General features: G+C 57.9%; 19 protein-coding genes. All 19 read right to left on the bottom strand.

From position 1 onward, the window contains the following. Nucleotides 1-214: 214 nt before the first annotated feature. The 19 genes from ACFPPD_RS25265 to rpsP all read right to left on the bottom strand — a co-directional run bounded on the left by ACFPPD_RS25265 (nucleotide 215) and on the right by rpsP (nucleotide 17,087). On the bottom strand, nucleotides 215-640 hold the full coding sequence (locus tag ACFPPD_RS25265) for a YraN family protein (protein WP_378083798.1): 426 nt from the start codon (nucleotides 638-640) through the stop codon (nucleotides 215-217). A gap of 118 nt (nucleotides 641-758) precedes the next feature. Beyond that, nucleotides 759-1,061: an EscU/YscU/HrcU family type III secretion system export apparatus switch protein gene (locus tag ACFPPD_RS25260; RefSeq protein ID WP_209746923.1), complete on the bottom strand. Its 303-nt coding sequence runs from the start codon at nucleotides 1,059-1,061 to the stop codon at nucleotides 759-761. Continuing rightward, on the bottom strand, nucleotides 1,058-2,923 hold the full coding sequence (locus ACFPPD_RS25255) for a hypothetical protein (RefSeq protein ID WP_209746925.1): 1,866 nt from the start codon (nucleotides 2,921-2,923) through the stop codon (nucleotides 1,058-1,060). Before ACFPPD_RS25255 ends, ACFPPD_RS25260 begins: the two co-directional genes overlap by 4 nt. A 74-nt stretch (nucleotides 2,924-2,997) precedes the next feature. Then, complete coding sequence (locus ACFPPD_RS25250; RefSeq protein ID WP_209746927.1) at nucleotides 2,998-3,678, bottom strand: ribonuclease HII; 681 nt, start codon at nucleotides 3,676-3,678, stop codon at nucleotides 2,998-3,000. 72 nt (nucleotides 3,679-3,750) lie between these two features. Beyond that, the gene (locus ACFPPD_RS25245; protein WP_209746929.1) at nucleotides 3,751-4,197 is read right to left on the bottom strand and encodes a thiol-disulfide oxidoreductase DCC family protein; all 447 of its coding nucleotides are present in this window, start codon (nucleotides 4,195-4,197) and stop codon (nucleotides 3,751-3,753) included. Between the two features lie 142 nt (nucleotides 4,198-4,339). Then, entirely contained in the window at nucleotides 4,340-5,212 is an 873-nt protein-coding gene (ylqF, locus tag ACFPPD_RS25240) for a ribosome biogenesis GTPase YlqF (protein WP_209746932.1), read from the bottom strand. Between the two features lie 54 nt (nucleotides 5,213-5,266). Continuing rightward, on the bottom strand, nucleotides 5,267-5,965 hold the full coding sequence (gene lepB / locus ACFPPD_RS25235) for a signal peptidase I (protein WP_209746935.1): 699 nt from the start codon (nucleotides 5,963-5,965) through the stop codon (nucleotides 5,267-5,269). 78 nt (nucleotides 5,966-6,043) lie between these two features. Next, entirely contained in the window at nucleotides 6,044-6,388 is a 345-nt protein-coding gene (rplS, locus tag ACFPPD_RS25230) for a 50S ribosomal protein L19 (protein WP_209746937.1), read from the bottom strand. Nucleotides 6,389-6,563: 175 nt separating this feature from the next. Beyond that, entirely contained in the window at nucleotides 6,564-7,355 is a 792-nt protein-coding gene (gene trmD, locus ACFPPD_RS25225; RefSeq protein ID WP_209746939.1) for a tRNA (guanosine(37)-N1)-methyltransferase TrmD, read from the bottom strand. A gap of 1 nt (nucleotide 7,356) precedes the next feature. Continuing rightward, nucleotides 7,357-7,878 carry a ribosome maturation factor RimM gene (gene rimM, locus ACFPPD_RS25220; protein WP_209746941.1) on the bottom strand — a complete coding sequence of 174 codons (522 nt, stop codon included), beginning with the start codon at nucleotides 7,876-7,878 and terminating at the stop codon, nucleotides 7,357-7,359. 82 nt (nucleotides 7,879-7,960) lie between these two features. Then, nucleotides 7,961-8,878, bottom strand: coding sequence for an FTR1 family iron permease (locus ACFPPD_RS25215; RefSeq protein ID WP_209746943.1), 918 nt, complete (start codon nucleotides 8,876-8,878; stop codon nucleotides 7,961-7,963). A gap of 18 nt (nucleotides 8,879-8,896) precedes the next feature. Then, nucleotides 8,897-10,378, bottom strand: a complete 1,482-nt coding sequence (locus ACFPPD_RS25210; RefSeq protein ID WP_209746945.1) for a copper amine oxidase N-terminal domain-containing protein — start codon at nucleotides 10,376-10,378, stop codon at nucleotides 8,897-8,899. A 43-nt stretch (nucleotides 10,379-10,421) separates the two neighbouring features. Next, the gene (locus ACFPPD_RS25205; protein ID WP_209746947.1) at nucleotides 10,422-11,423 is read right to left on the bottom strand and encodes a hypothetical protein; all 1,002 of its coding nucleotides are present in this window, start codon (nucleotides 11,421-11,423) and stop codon (nucleotides 10,422-10,424) included. A gap of 141 nt (nucleotides 11,424-11,564) precedes the next feature. After that, nucleotides 11,565-13,118 carry a hypothetical protein gene (locus ACFPPD_RS25200; protein ID WP_209746949.1) on the bottom strand — a complete coding sequence of 518 codons (1,554 nt, stop codon included), beginning with the start codon at nucleotides 13,116-13,118 and terminating at the stop codon, nucleotides 11,565-11,567. A 13-nt stretch (nucleotides 13,119-13,131) separates the two neighbouring features. Beyond that, on the bottom strand, nucleotides 13,132-13,836 hold the full coding sequence (locus ACFPPD_RS25195) for a glycosyltransferase family 2 protein (protein ID WP_378083866.1): 705 nt from the start codon (nucleotides 13,834-13,836) through the stop codon (nucleotides 13,132-13,134). Between the two features lie 42 nt (nucleotides 13,837-13,878). Continuing rightward, a complete protein-coding gene (locus ACFPPD_RS25190) occupies nucleotides 13,879-15,354 on the bottom strand; it encodes an alkaline phosphatase family protein (RefSeq protein ID WP_209746954.1) in 1,476 nt (491 codons plus the stop codon). Beyond that, entirely contained in the window at nucleotides 15,351-16,295 is a 945-nt protein-coding gene (locus ACFPPD_RS25185) for a lysylphosphatidylglycerol synthase transmembrane domain-containing protein (RefSeq protein ID WP_209746955.1), read from the bottom strand. Before ACFPPD_RS25185 ends, ACFPPD_RS25190 begins: the two co-directional genes overlap by 4 nt. 259 nt (nucleotides 16,296-16,554) lie before the next feature. Beyond that, nucleotides 16,555-16,788, bottom strand: a complete 234-nt coding sequence (locus tag ACFPPD_RS25180; protein WP_209746958.1) for a KH domain-containing protein — start codon at nucleotides 16,786-16,788, stop codon at nucleotides 16,555-16,557. A gap of 26 nt (nucleotides 16,789-16,814) precedes the next feature. Further along, on the bottom strand, nucleotides 16,815-17,087 hold the full coding sequence (gene rpsP, locus ACFPPD_RS25175) for a 30S ribosomal protein S16 (RefSeq protein ID WP_209746960.1): 273 nt from the start codon (nucleotides 17,085-17,087) through the stop codon (nucleotides 16,815-16,817). Between the last annotated feature and the right edge of the window lie 18 nt (nucleotides 17,088-17,105).

The following is a 17,105-nucleotide window of genomic DNA, read 5'->3' as shown; positions in this document are numbered from 1 at the left end:
GGGAAAGCAGCCCGAAGGATGGGGGAGGCGAGTTTGGGGGGCGACATCGGCATTAACGCCCTCTAGGGACGTTATTCGGTTCGGCGGGGCCATTTCAGAGAAATAATGTCCTCTCGGGACGTTATGGTACACGATTGAGCCATTTCAGTAGAAATTACGTCCTCTCGGGACGTTATTAGGTTCGGCTGAGCCTATCCGTCGATAGGACGGCAATTTAGAATGCGGCCTGCAGATGTCGGAGTTCCCGAATGGATCCATCTCGCTCGAACGTGACCGCTACGACGTCGAATCGCGCGGAACGGGGTAGATCCGGCCGGCTTTTCAAGTAGACGGCGGCAAGCTCGCGCACTTGGCGGCGTTTGCGCGGCGTGACCGACTCGACCGCCGTGCCGAACCGGGTAGGGTTCGTGCGCGAACGCACTTCGACGAAAACGAGCGCGTTGCCGTCCAGCGCGATCAGATCGATCTCGCCTGAACGGCAACGCCAATTGCGGTCGACCAGCGTATACCCTTTCGCGATCAGACTCGCGGCAGCCGCTTCTTCGCCCGCGCGTCCCGTCGCTTTCCTGCGGTCGGTCGCGCCGGAAGCCTGTTCGTTCGCATGCAAGTTATCGTTCCGGACAGAATTTTCTTCCCCCAACGTCAGCCGCCTCCTTATATTGCGTTTTCAAATAGCAAGATTCGATGTCGAATAAGCTTCTTGATTCACTTCGTGGTCAAAATCGGGCTTTTTGAACAACCTCTTATGGCGAAATCGATTAACGGCCGTCCGGCTTGGGCGCAGCCCTTCGGTCCGAACGGTAGACGAAGCTAAGCACTTCCGCGACGAGCTGGTAAAGCTCGGGCGGAATCTCTTGGTTCAAGTCCAGCTTGGACAACACTTCGACGAGCGAGGAATCCTCCTGCACGGGAATGCCGTGCTCTTGCGCGCGGCGCATAATCTCGTCCGCGATGACGCCTTGCCCTTTGGCGATGACGGAAGGAGCGGACGATTGCCCGGGGTCGTATTGGAGCGCGACCGCTTTTTTCGGTTTGCGTTTGTTCGCCTCGTTTCCGGTCATGCGCGATAGTCGACTCCCTTATATGGCTTGGCGGCGTACGGGCTGGCGACGGCTGCCGTTCTATCGCCGGACGCCCCTTGCGCCTTAGACGCTTCGGATCCGAGCTTCCACGCAGGAAGCGACGCCGCGGATAAAGAAAGCAACTGGAATCCGGCGGACGACATGCCCGCTTCCAGCTCGCCTCTGGCATTCTCGATCAATTCGCCCATGCCTGGATAATCGCTCAACAGCTTCAAGGAGACGATGCGGTCGACAACCTGAACGTCGACGACCGTATCGCCCAAGTTGCGCATGCGCAGGTCGAACAACAAGTGGCAGTTGCCGACGTCCCATTCCCCCTTGCGTCCGCGGCGGGTTTGCACGTGGACGGTCGCCGTCGTTTCGCCGTTCGCCCCCTTCATCGGCACGAACAGAGTCATGTGGCTGAAAGGCGCGGGATTGGCTTTGTCCGACGACAGAAGCAGCTGCTGTCCGGTCACTTGGTTCGCCAGCGATTGCGCTGCCTCGCGCAAAGCGGGTGGCGCTTCTTCGTGCGCCGCAAGGGCAAGCAGCGCGCCCTTGAGCGTATCCGCGGCGGCACGCCGCTCTTCGCTAACGGAGGCCGGGGCGGTTCCGTCCGCCCCGCCTCCCGCAAGCGAAGCGGCTGCGCCCGCGCCCGGCCCGGCGTCCAAGCCGCCGCCGGGCAACCGCGGCTCGGCGGCGTGCAGGAGCTGGCGCTCATGCCCGACGCCGAGCCATTGCAGGAAGCGGCCGATCCAGGCCGCTTCCTGCTTGGCGCCCGACGGCTGCGCCCCGTCGGGCCGAACCGCGTCGGCGCGGCCGTCGTCCGCCGCCGCGCCGTTTAATGCGCCCGCGCGCTCCGCGGGCGCCTGCTGCGGCGGCAACGGCGCCGCTCCGCCTCGAGCGGCGCTCGTCTGCGCGGCATTCGCGCCCTTGGCGGCCGCGTCGCCGGCCAAACCTCTCCCCCCCGCCGAACGCGCCGCGGAGGCGGTATCGGCAATCTGGCGCCCCGCCGCTCCTAACGCTTTCTCTGTCGCAGCTTCGTCCCCCGTAACCTCGGCGTTCGCGACGGTCGCCGCCGCGTTCGCTCCGGCAGCGCGCAAATCTTTCTCTCCCGGTGCACCGCCGGCAACGGCCGCCGGAACCGAGCCCTGCTGCCCGCCGGTTAACTGCTGGCCTCCCTCGGCGATAAGCGCCGCTCCTTGCGACAGCAACGATTGCAGCCGTTGTCCGAGCGCCGCCGTATCGCCTGTCGGAGGCTTGGCGCCTCCGAGCCAATGCTCGACCGCCGCCTTCAGCGATGCCAGCTCTTCATGAACGGGCTGTCCGAACAGCGCTTGCCTCAACGACGACAACGTCGTCTCCGTCGGCTTCAAGCCGCGCCGGAAAGCGACGTCCGCCGCGCTTGCCCACGATTCCGCGTCGACACCGGCAGGTTTCAGCGATAGCGCCGTTTGAAATTGCGCCGCCGCGTCTTTGCCGATCGCGTATCCGTCCCTCTTCAGTCCCCGAAGCAAATCCATCGACCATTTTTGCTCGGGCAGCCCGAACGATTTCAGCACGTCCTTCGTCAATCCGTCGTCCGCGAACGCCTCCGTCGCGTCCGGAAGCGGCTTCAACGTGACGAGCCCTCCCGCGCCGGGTTGCACTTGAAGAAGCGTCCCCTTGCCGAGCGGCATGTCCGCGTCGAGCTTCGCCTTGACGTTAACGCCGTTGATGTTCACGATCGCTTCCTGGTTGTCGAGCAACTCCATCAGAACGCCCCTGACGATTTGCCCGATTCTCAGTTCCAGCGCGCGCGCGTCCGCCGGTTGCGCTTCTCCCATCATCGCCCGGATCATCGGTCCGATGTTCATGCCCATGCCGTTTCCCTCCCGGTCGATCCTCTTACCCTATGTATCGGCGCCGCTCGCCTTCCGGTTTAACTAGTAATCGCTTAGAATAGAACCTGCTGCTCAGCGAACAGATTGCCGAGAAAGCTGCGCCGGTGCATCGGCGTCGGTCCGAGTTCGAGCAACGCCTGCCGGTGAACCTTCGTCGCGTAGCCTTTATGCCCGGCGATCCCGTAACCGGGGTACAATTGCTCCCAAGTCCCCTCGCATAACCGGTCCCTCGTCACCTTCGCCAAGATCGACGCGGCGGCGATCGACTGGCTTAAGCTGTCGCCCTTGATGATCGCGGTCTGGACGATCGGCAAATCCACCGATTCCGCATCGACGAGCAGATGCTCCGGCGCAACGGACAAGCCGAGAATCGCGTTCTTCATCGCAAGGCGGGACGCCTGCCGGATGTTGATCTCGTCGATAACGGAAGCCTCTACGCGAGCCACCGACCATGCGACCGCTTCCTCCCTGATCCGGTCGTACAGCATGTCTCTTTTTTTCTCGCTCAGCTGCTTCGAATCGTTCACTTCCTCGAGCACGAGCCCGACGGGCAAAACGACGGCCGCCGCCACGACGTCCCCGAACAAGCAACCGCGTCCGACCTCGTCGACGCCGGCGATCGCGTTCAGCCCTTGCCCCCATAACGCCGATTCGTACGCTAGCCGGTTGGTCTCGCGATCGCCGCTCTCGTTACCCTGATCGTTCTCTTTTTCCGTTTTCCGTCTGTTGGTCATTTCCCGAATCCCCCTGCCAAAAGCTAATTCGTACTATATATCAAATAGCGGAATCGAAAATATCGCAACTCCCTACAAAAACCGACCTCGAACGTCCGGCGTCGGCAGCATGCAGCTGTCTTCTCTACCGAACCATTTATATCGCCTCTTCGCGACGAAACCGTATATCGCGTCCCTCGCGAATTTCGGTACGACGATACCCGCGTACAAAAGCGGCCATCCCCCGGCCAACCTGCGCGCGATTCTTAGCGCCGCCGTCGATTTCGTGTAAAATTTCCCGTTCTCGATCAACACGAACGTATCCATCGAAGTAGAGGACAAGCCGCCTTCGCCCAGCAAGCTCTCGCCCGTGACTGACTGCAACGACGCGAACCGAAAGCGCGCTTTCGGATCCCGGGCAATGATGAATTTCGCGGCCCCGTGGCAGAAATGGCAAACACCGTCGATGAGCACGATGCTTTTACCGTCGGACCCGACGCTCCTCTCGATAACCGACTTGCTTTCGTTGTCCGGTTTCATTGCCATCGCCTCCATGCGGCTAAGAATCGTCATTCGTTTTCGCCCTTTATACGTAATCTATCACAAATCGCGTCGCCCCGACACGAAAAAAGCCGCCCCGGGAACAAACCTCCCGGCAACGGCCGCATTCTTCGCGCTACACTTACCCCGAGCTCTCCGGACTCTCCAACGTCATCCGGCCGAGCTTGCCGGATCGTAAATCCCTCAACAGCAAAGTCGCCGCCTTCTCGTAGTCGACGTGGCCGCCTCCGACGATGCAGCCCCGGCGGCGTCCGATCGCTTCGAGCACGTCCACGGCCGCTTGCATATCGGGCAGTTCGGACGGCAGGTCCGTCAATCCGTAACGGTCCGCGAGCACGCCGCCGTATTGCTCGACGAGAACCTTCAGCACGAAGCAAGCCACCTCGTCGATGTGCAGAATCTCTTCCTTGATCGCGCCCGTCGCCGCGAGGCGGAAGCCCGCGATCGGATCGTCGAACTTCGGCCATAGGATGCCGGGCGTATCGAGCAGCTCGAGATCTCCGCCGAAGCGGATCCATTGCTGGCCTTTCGTCACGCCGGGCCGATCGCCCGTAAGCGCAATGTTCCGTCCCGCGAGCCGGTTGATCAGCGTCGACTTCCCGACGTTCGGAATGCCGACGATAAGCGCGCGCAGCGGGCGCGGCTTCATGCCTTTATTGATTTGCCGTTGGATTTTCTCCTCCAGCAGTTCTTTCGCTTTGCCGGTCAGATCTTTGACTCCCGTCCCCGCGTTCGAGTCGATCGCGTGGGTCATATGCCCTTTCGAACGGAAATAACGGGCCCACTCCGCCGTTTTGTCCGGATCGGCCAAGTCGGCCTTGTTCAGCAACACGAGCCGCGGCTTCGACCCCGTCAGCTCGTCGACCATCGGATTGCGGCTCGATTGCGGAATGCGGGCGTCCAGCAGTTCGAATACGACGTCGATCAGCTTCAGCTTTTCTTCGATCTGCCTTTTCGCCCGGGTCATATGACCGGGAAACCATTGAATCGTCATTGCTAATCACCTCTCTTGCTACAAACAAGCGAGGGGCTGCCCCCTCGCTCTACGTCAATGCTTAACGAAACTGAAGTTTTTGAGCGGCCAGAAGATCAAATCCGCGCGGCCGACGATGCGGCTTTGCGGGATGTATCCGATCATCCGGCTATCTTCGCTGTTCGGCCGGTTATCGCCCATGACGAACACCGTGCCCTCGGGAACGACGCCGTCCGGGAAGCTGTCGTTAGGGAACGACCCGTCGGTGCGGTAGTTGTATTTCTCACCCTTCGCGTGCGCTTCTTCGTAGGCGCTCTTCAAGTATTTTTCCTCGATCGGCTGCCCGTTTATGTATACCGTGTCGCCGTCGACCTTCACCGTATCGCCGGGAACGCCGATGACGCGTTTAATGAAATCCCGGCCTTCGTCCGGCACGTGGAACACGATGACTTCCCCGCGTTTCGGATCCCGGATGTCGTAAATGATCTTGTTGACGATGATCCGCTCCCGGTTCCAGAAATTCGGTTGCATCGAAGGACCGTCCACGATAAACGGACTGAGCAGCAGCCAACGGATCACGAATACGAGAATGCCGGCGATGGCCAGCGCTTTGATCCATTCCGTCAGTTCGTTGCCTTGTTTTTTGACCGGCTTGCCCGGAACCGGGCCGCCCGCCGTGCCTTCGGCGATGTCGCGCGTGGACGAATCGGCCGCGGCGTCGCGTTCCTCTGGCCCGGGGGAATCGTAAGTGTGGCCGTCCTTGTTGTGCTCCATTCGTTATCGCCTCTAACTTTCGTTATGAAAATGCAAAAAGGAGGACTTGAACGTTGCCAAGCCCTCCTCTGACGCACATTATCGAATTTCTTTAATACGCGCTGCTTTACCGCGAAGGTTACGCAGGTAGTAAAGTTTCGCGCGGCGAACTTTACCGCGGCGAGCGACTTCGATTTTCTCGAGACGCGGGGAATGTACCGGGAAGGCACGTTCTACGCCGACGCCGTAAGAAATTTTGCGCACCGTGAACGTTTCGCTGATACCGCCGCCGCGACGTTTGATAACGACGCCTTCGAACAGCTGTACGCGCTCACGGGAACCCTCGACGACTTTCACGTGTACTTTAAGCGTATCGCCTGGACGGAATTTAGGAACGTCCGAGCGCAATTGCTCTTGTGTAATCGCTTGAATCAGGTTACTCATAGAGTTTTCACTCCTTCCATAACAGACGTTCGTACCCCGCTCCCCGAATGCTCTCGGCTCGGATCTTGGCGTGCAGAGGACCGTCCTACTTATGTCTCCGTCCTTGATCTTCCGAAGAAGAGGCAAGACAAACAACATCTGCAATCATAGCACAGCTAGGCGCGAAAAACAACCTTTACTTCCTATTTTCGGCCCGGTTTTCGCGTTCTATACGCGCCTTGGCCAGCCATTCCCGCTCTTTCGCCGTCAGTTCCGCCAATTCCAGCAATTCCGGACGGCGCTCCAGCGTTCGCTCCAGCGATTGCTGTCTCCGCCACTTCCCGATTTCCGCGTGATGCCCGGACAGCAAGGCGTCCGGCACCTTCCAGCCGCGGAACTCCGCGGGACGCGTATAATGCGGATATTCGAGCAAGCCGTCGCTGAACGAATCCGTCGCCGCCGACTGCTCGTTGCCGAGCGTTCCCGGCAGCAGCCGGACGACGGCGTCCACGACGACCATCGCCGGAAGCTCGCCCCCGGTAAGCACGTAGTCGCCGACCGACAGCTCGTCCGTCACGAGAAACTCCCGAATGCGCTCGTCGTAGCCTTCGTAATGTCCGCATACGAAGATCAGGTGCTCCTCGGCCGACAGCTCCCGAGCGATCTCCTGCGAGAACTTGCGCCCTTGCGGGCACATGAGAATGACGCGCGGTTTTCGCTTCGTGCCGCCTTCTTCCGTATCCGTCGCGTCGGAGCCGATCTTCACCACGTGCTCGACCGCGCCGAAGATCGGCTCGGCCTTCAGGACCATGCCGCCCCCGCCGCCGTAGGGCATGTCGTCGACGGTATTGTGCTTGTTGTTCGAGAAATCCCTGAAGTTCACCGTGTTCAGGGACACGATGCCTTTATCCCGCGCTTTGCCGAGAATGCTCGAACCGAACACGCCGTCGAACATTTCCGGGAACAGCGTCAATACGTCGATGCGCATGCTAGAGCAACCCTTCCATCAGGTGAACCTTGATTTTGCGTGCCGCGATATTCACTTCGAGCACGACGTCGTCGATGACGGGCAAGAGCAGTTCCTTGCCTTTCGCCATTTTCACGACCCAAATATCGTTCGCTCCCGGCGACAAAATATCGGATACCGTGCCCAGCGTCTCGCCTTCCTCCGTCACGACTTCGCAACCGACGATGTCCCGGACGTAATATTCGTCTTCTTCGAGCGGAACCCGTTCGTCTTCGCCGACCTTCAGTTCCCAGCCTTTGTATTTCTCGACTTCGTTAATGTTATCGAAGCCCTTGAACTTCACGACGAACATGTTTTTCTGCTCGCGGGCGGCTTCGATTTCCACCGTCAACGTCCCGCCGTTATCCGGAGAAAGCATAAGAAGCTTGTTGCCCTTCTTGAACCGGACGTCCGGAAAATCCGTTTGCGGCCATATTCTCAGCTCGCCCTTAATGCCGTGCGTGTTGACGACTTTACCGATATTCAATAAACGCTCCTCCGACATGGAAGCAGCTCCCTTCTTCCCCAAGAAAAAAAACTCCAGTACCTATAATAGCGCACCGGAGTCTGGAATCGCAAACGTCGAATTATGCCGCCTTGGCCGTTTCAAGCAAACGGACATGCCTCTTTTTCTGAACCCCGACAAGAACGAACAGCAGGAAATAATAACCCCAATAGAAGACGAACTCCTCCACGGACGGGTTTTGCGTATAACCGAGGAAGGCTTTGAAGAAAATGCCCACCTGACCGCCCACGAGCGGCTGCTCGCCGGTATCGCGAACGTATTGCGTCTCGTCGATCGGATGCTCGGGCATAATAGCCGTCAGGTTGTAGACTTCTCCGATTTCGCCGCCTGCCGTACGGTATACGGTGCCCATGACGCCGAGATCCTGCATGATGCCGATCGCCTGTACGAGCAAGCCGGCGGAGATCATCATCAGAAACACGCTCGTAATCTTGAAGAACGATTTGACCTTGATTTTCTTCGCGCCCTTAAACACGAAGTAACCGATGACGACGGCGCACGCCAGACCGGACAAAGCTCCCCAGCTTTCCAGCGCCTCCTGGATGTTGCCGCCCGTAATCGCCGCGAAGAAGAAGACTGTCTCCACGCCCTCGCGAACGACGACGAGGAAGGAATGGACGACCATATTGATCGCCCCTCCGACCGTAAGGATCGCCGCGACTTTACTCTCGACCTGACCTTGCAGGCTACGGCTTTGCCGGCTCATGAACAAAATCATGTGAGTCAGCAGTCCGCACGAGACAAGCATAATGCCGATCTTGAGCAGGTTTTGGCTGCCCATCGTCGCGAAGCCCGTCAGCACGATCTGGAACAGAAGCGCGACGCCGTAGCTTGCGACGACGGCCAGGCAGACGCCGGCCCATACCCATTTGCCCCATGCGGACTGTCCGATTCGGCCCAAATAAGTCAATATGATCCCAACGATCAATATCGCTTCCAGCGCTTCGCGAAAAGTGATCAAAAACGCTTGAACGTCCATGCCCTCGACCTCGAATCGTTAACGCAAAATGATGACTTCGTTATTGTTATAGAATACGCCGTTGCCGAACAGCTCGGCGACCGCGCGCAGCGGGATGAAAGAGCTGCCGTTGATGATGACGACCGGTTGATCGAATATCAACGTTTCGTTTAATTTGCCGTCTTGGGTAATGCGGTCGGAGCCGACGACGAGAGCCGTTTTTTTGCCGTCCTTCGTAATCGTGACCGTCTTCGTAGCCCCCGTGTATTCGATCTCGGCGTGAATCGCAGCCGCGATTAGGCGAACGGGAACGAGCGTCCTATTCGTTTTCTTATTGAGGAACGGAGCGTTTAACGCCGTTTTCGCCGTGCCGTCGACCGTATAGCCCGTGCTTCCGATCGTCAAAGACGTACCGTCGATACCGACCATCGATTTCAGCATTTGGAACAATGGACCGCGAGCCGCCTTAATGTCGGAGCGATCGACCGCTTCCGTGAACAGTTGCGCCGAAGCGTAAGCTTTCGCGTACGTTTCTTTATCGAGAAACACTTCCTGCATCGATAAGAACATATTGCCTTCCATTGCGTATCCGCGAGCGCCGGGAAGATCGCCGGCTTCGAGCTTGGCGAGCGCGTTCGCCGCGTACTCGGATACTTTGCCGATCATCGCGCGCTGCATCGCGGCTTTGATGGCCGTCGGATCGATCTTCTTCGGATCGCCGGATCCGAAAGCGTTCAGAACGAAGTTCGCGTCTTCGGCGCTGCCGCCGCGCAAATACGTGTAGATCGGCAGGAAGAAGAAGTAGCTTTCCGTCATGGCAGCCGGCTGATCGGCGGCGGATTTCCCGGCCATATTCGTCGCGTACGTGTATACCGCGAGGGCGAACGTCTTCATGATCGTTTTGTCGAGTACTTGGCGGTGAACGTTGAAATCGTTAGCGTTGCGGGCCGCCAGATCCGCTTGCAGCTGTTCGATCGTCCCTTTCAGAATGCCGACCATGTCGATTCCGTAGGAAGCATCCCGCTTGACGACAGTGCCTTGAATGGCGCCTTCATATATTTGAACGACTTTGTCGAACGCTGCGGTAGCCGCCGCGTAATCTTCCTTCGTCAGCGCTGGGCGGACGTCGTTGTTGATCAGGTCGCGAATCGCGAAGTAGAAATACCATTGCAAGCCTTTATCGATCGCTTGCTTCGCCTGTCCCGCGCTTAACGTTCCTTTGATCGCGTTGTCCAGAACGAACGAAATTTTCTCGTCGATTAGCGGATCGCCGGTTTTGATCGTCGCGTCGATCCGTTTGACGTCGGCTTGGAAGTTTTTGATATATGCGGCTTGTACGGCGGCCAAGTCCGGAGTCGCCGTGAACAGCGCCTTAATCTCGTTAAAAGCCTTGATCCGTTCGGCGATCGCGGCGTCCTCCTGGATTTTGAACTTGCTTTCGGCGCCCGCTACGGCCGCGAAAGTGAATACGGAACCTAAAACGAGCGACAGACTCAGCATGATGGATAATAATTTACGCATTGGTTTCTCTCCCTTAAATATCGAATAATTTCGATGATCGTATTTAGAACAAGCCTTTCTTGCGCGCGAACCAAACTCCTGCTGCTCCGAGAACTGCGACCCCGCCGATGACGGCAAACGTCACCCATGGGTTTGTCTTATCCGTTTGCGCCATCGGAGCATGCTCAGCCTGCGCTTCTATCGTAGCTGTCGGCGCGGCTTCCTCGGCGGTCTCCGGCGATTCGGGCGGTTGCTCGGCCTCGTTGGACGGTTCCGTCTGAGCCGTCTGCGAAGCGCTTGCGCTCGGAGACTCGCTGGCCGACGGTTCCGGGGAGACCGTCGCGCTCGCTTCCGCCGCAGGCACTTCCGGCTCCTCGCTTGGCTTCGGCGACGGGCTTGCGACCGGTTTCTCGCTCGGTTCCGGCTGCTTGCTCGGAGGGACTTCCTTGCTTGGAGCCGGCGCTTCGTACGCCAGATACGGGAATAGCGGCTTGACGGAGCTATAGATGTAGCTCACTTTTTCCTTGAACAACTCGGGATCCGCGTCTTTCTTCCCGACGCCGAACAGTCCCGGATTGCCTAGCGCGTCGAGCGCGTCCTCGAAGGCTTGCTCGGCTTCCTTCGTTCCGGTTCCGATATACGGCGCGAGCGTATCGTAGGTCGCTTTCGCTTTCGCAAGCAACAGCTTCGCGGCCGAATAATCGCTCACTTGCTTGATCGCATAGTCGAAACGGCGGTCCAGATTCATGACGAGAACGGCTTTGAAGTTCGAGACGACCAGCTTACCGTCTTTGTCCTTAAAGTTCTGGTCGAGCGTTAGAGCGACCTTACTGCCGAAGTGGGATTGGATTTCCGACCTTCTGGCTTTATAAGCATCCTCGGCGGCTTTCCAATTCGGAGATGAACCGCTTAAAGAAGACTCCACAAGCTTAAACGTTTCCGCGACGTCCTCCGTATTCGCGTCGCCGTAAGAATAGGCGGCCGCTTGAGAGGGGAACAAAATCAAGAGCAACAGGACAATTGGCAGCGTAACTTTGTTTAACTCGAATGGCAATTTTCGATTCATCTGAACACTCCCGCTATGTAATTCTATTGCCTTGGATAATGATAATCACTCTCAATACATCTGTCAATGGAATTTTCAGTCTTCTTTCAGCTAATGCGCGAACTTCTTCCAGTTTCACAATAAATCTTATCCCTTCGCGGCTCACGGCTTCCATTCATACAGCCTGATGACCGAATAGACCGGTTCGAATAAGGAATCGGACTCGAATTCGGCAAGCGGAACGGCATGCCGGCGAGCTTCCGGATTTTGCCTCGCGAAGCCTTCGAGCACGTGATCCGTCAACAGAACCCGAACTCCCGGATCCGCCGTCGCCGTTGCTCGAAAGTAGTCATACGTATAAATGCGCCTGTGGTCGTAATCGGCCTGCAACCATTGCAATACGCGCGTTTCTTCCCACGTATAGACGATAACGGGTTCTTCGAGCTTGCTGACGTAATCATGAAGCCGATAAACGGCAGGCCTCTGCTCCGCTTGCTTTCTCATCAGGCCGGCGCCGTGCGCGAGTTGAACGATCGCGATGGATGCCAACGAGAATACGATCGCAACGGAGAGCACCCGAGCCCGCCATCCGCTCGTTCGCCGGGCATCGCTCAGCGAACGAGCCGTGCGAATGGCGCTCGCGTAAAGCAGCAAGAGCATCGGCCCCGCAATCGGGGCAATATGCCGCGGCTTCTCGATGTTCTGGCCCAGTAAGGCCCATGCGGTATATAAGCCGAGACCCGCTAGCAGCCAACGGGCGGCTTGCCGATCCGAAAGAGACAAGCTCTGCGAATGCCCGACTGTGCCGACCTGCGGCAACAGTCGTTTGCCGGCCAGCAGAAGCAGTACGAGCAGCGTTAATAGTACCGCGATCACGACCGATCGTGCGAATAGGACGTCGCGGATCAGATTTTCGCCAAACAGACGCAATAACCGCTCCCCGAACGGTAACGGATAAGATGCGACGCCGCCTCCCCATTCCGAAAAATGTCCTTTAACGAATGCGATCGACAAATGCCAGAATCCAGCTATCGTGCCTTCGGACAAAGCAAGGCCGACGATCCAGATCAACTGGAATGCTGACGCGATCAGTACGGACAGCGCCAGTCGCCGAACTCTGCGGCCTCGGTCCTTCGTCATCGCGTATTGCTTCCCCCAAATCAGGAGCAATGCGGCGCCGAACGGAAAGAACGAAAGCCGGGTCCCCATCAGGAAGCCGAACATCGCCGATGCGAGCATCTGCCGGCCGAACGAACGGGGTTGCTCCAGCGCATGTCGCGCGCTCCACAAGAACCACCATAACCATGCAATGCCTGCGCATTCGGACATCGGCCTGCCTTGCATCAACCATATGTACGGGGCGGACATGATCAATGCCGCGACGGCAAAGCTCCATCGCCTGCCGACGTATGTCCGCGCCAACAAAGCGATCGGAATCGCCGAAGAAAGCGCAAGCAGCGCGTTAAGCACCTCGAGCGATCTCGCGGGATCGCCGAGCCAGCCGAGCAACAGCTGTCCGCCGACGATGAAATAAGGATACCCCGGAAAATGAGGCTGCATCGCGAGCAAGTCGAACCTGTTCAAAGCTAGCACGAAGTCCACCTCGTCCCATGTGCGGACGTATGGACTCGCGTAACGAAAACTCCAATAGCATATAGCCATCATCGTCATGATTGCGACGATCGCCGTAAGGATGTCTGCTCTGCGACGCTGCATCGACGTTCCCTCTCTATCCATTGCGCGGCTTTGCGGCGCCGCGTTTCGGCACTGGCTGCCGCATTTCTTTATAGATTGCAGGCAGCACCGCCGTGACGTATTCCTTGAATTTAATGAACGATTGCCCTTTCGTCCGCACTTGGTAGGCGATCGGCACTTCCTTGAGACGGAAACCTTGTCGAACCAAGTTCAGCGTCAGCACCTGCGCGTAGTTATAGTCGTGGATGATGCGGGCGTACTCTATCGCTTCGCGGGAAAACCCGCGCATTCCCGATTGCCCGTCACGAATCCATCTGCGCAGCAGCAAGCTCTGCAACAGCGTAAACGCATAATTGCCGAGCCTCCGATGAAGCCGCATGCCCCGGATCGTGCCCATGAATCGCGACCCGAACGTATAATCGGCTTCGCCCGCGAGGATCGGAGCGACGACGTCCGGAATTTGCTCCGGCGGATATTCGTTATCCGCATCGATCATGAGACCGACGTCGGCGCCCAGCTTGCGGCATTGGGCAAGTCCTTCGCGCACTGCGGCGCCTAGCCCCCTGTTTCGCGGTAAAGATACGACATGATCGGCCCCTGCCGCTTTCGCGACGGACGCCGTCGCATCCTTGGATCCGTCGTCGATGACGACGACTTGCACGTCGCAGTGCGGATCGAAATGTCGCGGCACGCGAGCGATGACTTCTCCGATGTTGCTTTCCTCGTTATGCGCCGGCATGAACACGACGATTTTCTTTCTATTCACGGCAAGTCGGTCCCCTTACGATAGTTCTCTAAGATGCGGTTGCAATGCTTCGACAAGTACGGGCCCCCGGCTATGGCTCGGATAAGGAGCGCCGAGCAAATACGCGAGCGTCGGCGCCATCGAGATGAGCGACGTTTTCTCGTCGACGCGGTGTCCGCGCCGGATGGCGTGGCCATGGAGGAAAAACGGCACGTAGCGCTCTCCTTCGTCGAGATGGCCATGACCGCCGATGCCGTCGGCTTGCCCATGATCGGCGCAGACGATCAGCGTCGTGTTGCTCATCATGCCGCGCTGCTCCAGCCACCCGACGAACTGTTCGACCAAGCGATCGGCTTCCTTGATTTTTTGCAAATATTCGTCGTACAGTACACCCTGGCTGTGGCCGGTTTGATCGACGCCGATCAATTGCGCGACGAGCAAATCCGGGTTCTGCTCGGACATGATTTTCTTCGCGCGTTCGATGATGTTGCGGTCCGCGACGTCGTTATGCATGACGGCCGTCACGCTCTCCACGTCGTCCCCCATCGAATCGATTAGATGGGCGATGCCGAGCAGGCGGCCCTTCTTTCCGACCTTGCGCAATGAATCGAAGATGCTTTCGACCTTTATGCCAAGCTTCCATACCATATTGGACTTAATGCCATGCTCGCGCGGATACGTCCCGGTGAACATCGATGAGAAGCAGACGACGGTTCGCGCGGGATAGACGGTTTCCATCTGCGCGTACTCGGTCCCTTCCGCCCGCAATTTCTTCAGGAACGGCGCGTCCGCTTCCTCGAACCGCTCCTTGCGCATTCCGTCGATGACGATGACGATCACTTTGTCGTTCGGCGCCTTGTCCGGCACGACCGCGTTATTCGTAGGCGGAGCGTTCTCGGCCGGCTTCCAGTCGAACAGATTGGCGTGCAAAATGAAGCTATACAACCATAAGCCGAGCGCGAACGCCCCCAGCGGCCACGCGCGGTCGGCCCAATCGCCGATGCCGTCTTCCGCGAACGACGCATAGAAATGATTCCAGACGAGCAACAGAAGAAGGAATTTCGGCATTTGCTCCTGGGCGTTGCCGCTCGTCGAGTCGCTGTTCTTCAGCACGAGCTTCCAAAATCGCTTGAAATTCCACCAGGAAGTGCCGATCCGCAAATGATAATAGAACGTGCCCCAGAAATAGACGGTGAAAAAATAAAAAAGCCCGAGCGCGAACAGGTAAAGCGCTAACGGTCCCGGCTCCCATATGAGAAGCGCAGCCACGAGCGGCAGCCATAAATAATTGCGCATGAACAGCGGAAAATCGTAGCGGTAATAAATCGCGAGCAGCGGCAGCAACAATAGCAACCCCAGCCCGGCGGAACGCCAAAAATCGATATCTCCCCACTGGTTCGCGCGGTATAGCAAAAAAGCGCCAACGACGAAAATCGGGGTGAACGGCTTCCCTTCGTTCAATAAATTCCAACATCTAGCGGCGACGATTTCGAACGATGATGCTTTTTTCATGAAGGTTTACTCTCCCCGAACGGTTGTTTTCTCCTCATCCATTCCGTCGCTTCCCGCCAGCCGACCGGCATGCGCAACACCGAATAGCAGCCCGCGGCGTATGCGAAAGCAAACTTGAACCCGTGCGACAGCAACGCCGCGGCAAACGCCGCTTCCCCGCTGACCCCAAGCGCGGAGAGCGCGCCGCTTAACGTCGTTTCGTAGGTGCCGATGCCTCCCGGAGCGATGTGGAATACTTGTCCGGCAATCGTCACGCTGTTCGCCCAGACGAGCGAAGCGGCCCCTTCGCTAAGCCCGGACATGCGGACGACGCCGTATATAACGCCGGCTTCGAGCACCCAACTGAGTCCGACCAACGCGATGACGATCAGCCCCTTGCCCGACGCGAACGTCTTGCCGAATACTTCGAGATGCTTCCCGATAAAAGGAATTCGCCGAAGCGCCTCGATGTTATGCCCGATCGCCGCGACCACGGCGATCGCCAGCAAACCTCCGACCCCTATCCAAGTCGCGGACAAACCGAGCCACATCGCGCCGGCGACTGAAATCGCGCCAAGAACAAGCATATCGAGCAGCCGCATGACGGCAACGGAGTGAAACGCGTCGTCCCACGACGCGCGGGTTCCGCGCATCATGACCCCAACGCGGACGAGGTCCCCGACCTTGACCGGCAGCAGATGGTTAACGAGCAGGCTGTACATCAAACCGTGATAATATAAACCGATGCCTCCGCCCGTTCCCGCGTACGTCCGCCAGGCGTACGCCTTAAGAACGAAGGATAGCCAATAAGCGACGAACATCGCGAATAACCAATCGGGATGACGCGCAAGCATGCCGAACTGGCGGAACAACTCGCGCGGATCGAACCATCTCCAAACAAGAAGAAGGAACAGGAGGAAAATCGCCCAGGCTAGCGCCTTGATCAGTTTTTTTGTCGTCATGCGCGGCGAATCTCGTTTCATCGTTAGAATTTCATTTCATGAGAATAATTCTCAACACAAGCATTGGAATGTATTATAACAGGTCTGCCCATCGCCCGTAAACGGTAAAAAAACGCAGTCCGGTCGTCGGCAGCGCGAATAGATGGCTATAGGAATGTTCGATCAATACGTTTGCCCTTGGCGGCGTCCGATCGCATCCATCGCTACCTAAGAATAGGGACCGCTTATGCTCAATCGCATAAGCGGTCCCTACCTCCGATTATTCCGAGACAATGTCCACGATGACGCGCTTCCGCTCCTTGACGGAGGCTGAAGAGACGACCGTACGCAGCGCTTTCGCGATACGTCCCTGCTTGCCGATGACTTTGCCGACATCGTCGGGATGAACGGAAAGCTCGTACACCAGGCCTCTCGCGTCTTCCTTGACCTGAATTTGCACGTCTTCCGGATGATCCACGAGTGCCCGGGCGATAACCCGAATCAATTGTTCCATGGCTCAACCCTCCGGTATTGGGACGATTATTTCTGGAGCTTGGATTCGTGGAATTTCTTCAAAACGCCGGCTTTGCTCAGAAGATCGCGTACGGTATCGGACGCTTGAGCGCCGTTTTGCAGCCATTTCAGAGCTTTTTCCTCGTCGATTTGCACTTGAGCCGGTTGAGCGACCGGGTTATAAACGCCGATCTCCTCGATGAAACGGCCATCGCGCGGGGAACGGGAATCGGATACGACGACGCGGTAGAAAGGAGCTTTGTGCGCGCCGATGCGTTTCAGACGGATGCGAGTTGCCATTAAAATTCACCTCCTTGG

This window comes from Cohnella suwonensis (genome assembly GCF_042655365.1).
In the GTDB taxonomy this organism is placed as follows: domain Bacteria; phylum Bacillota; class Bacilli; order Paenibacillales; family Paenibacillaceae; genus Cohnella; species Cohnella suwonensis.
The sequence above is the reverse complement of the archived record's forward strand: the minus strand, read 5'-3'. Positions and strand labels throughout refer to the sequence as shown.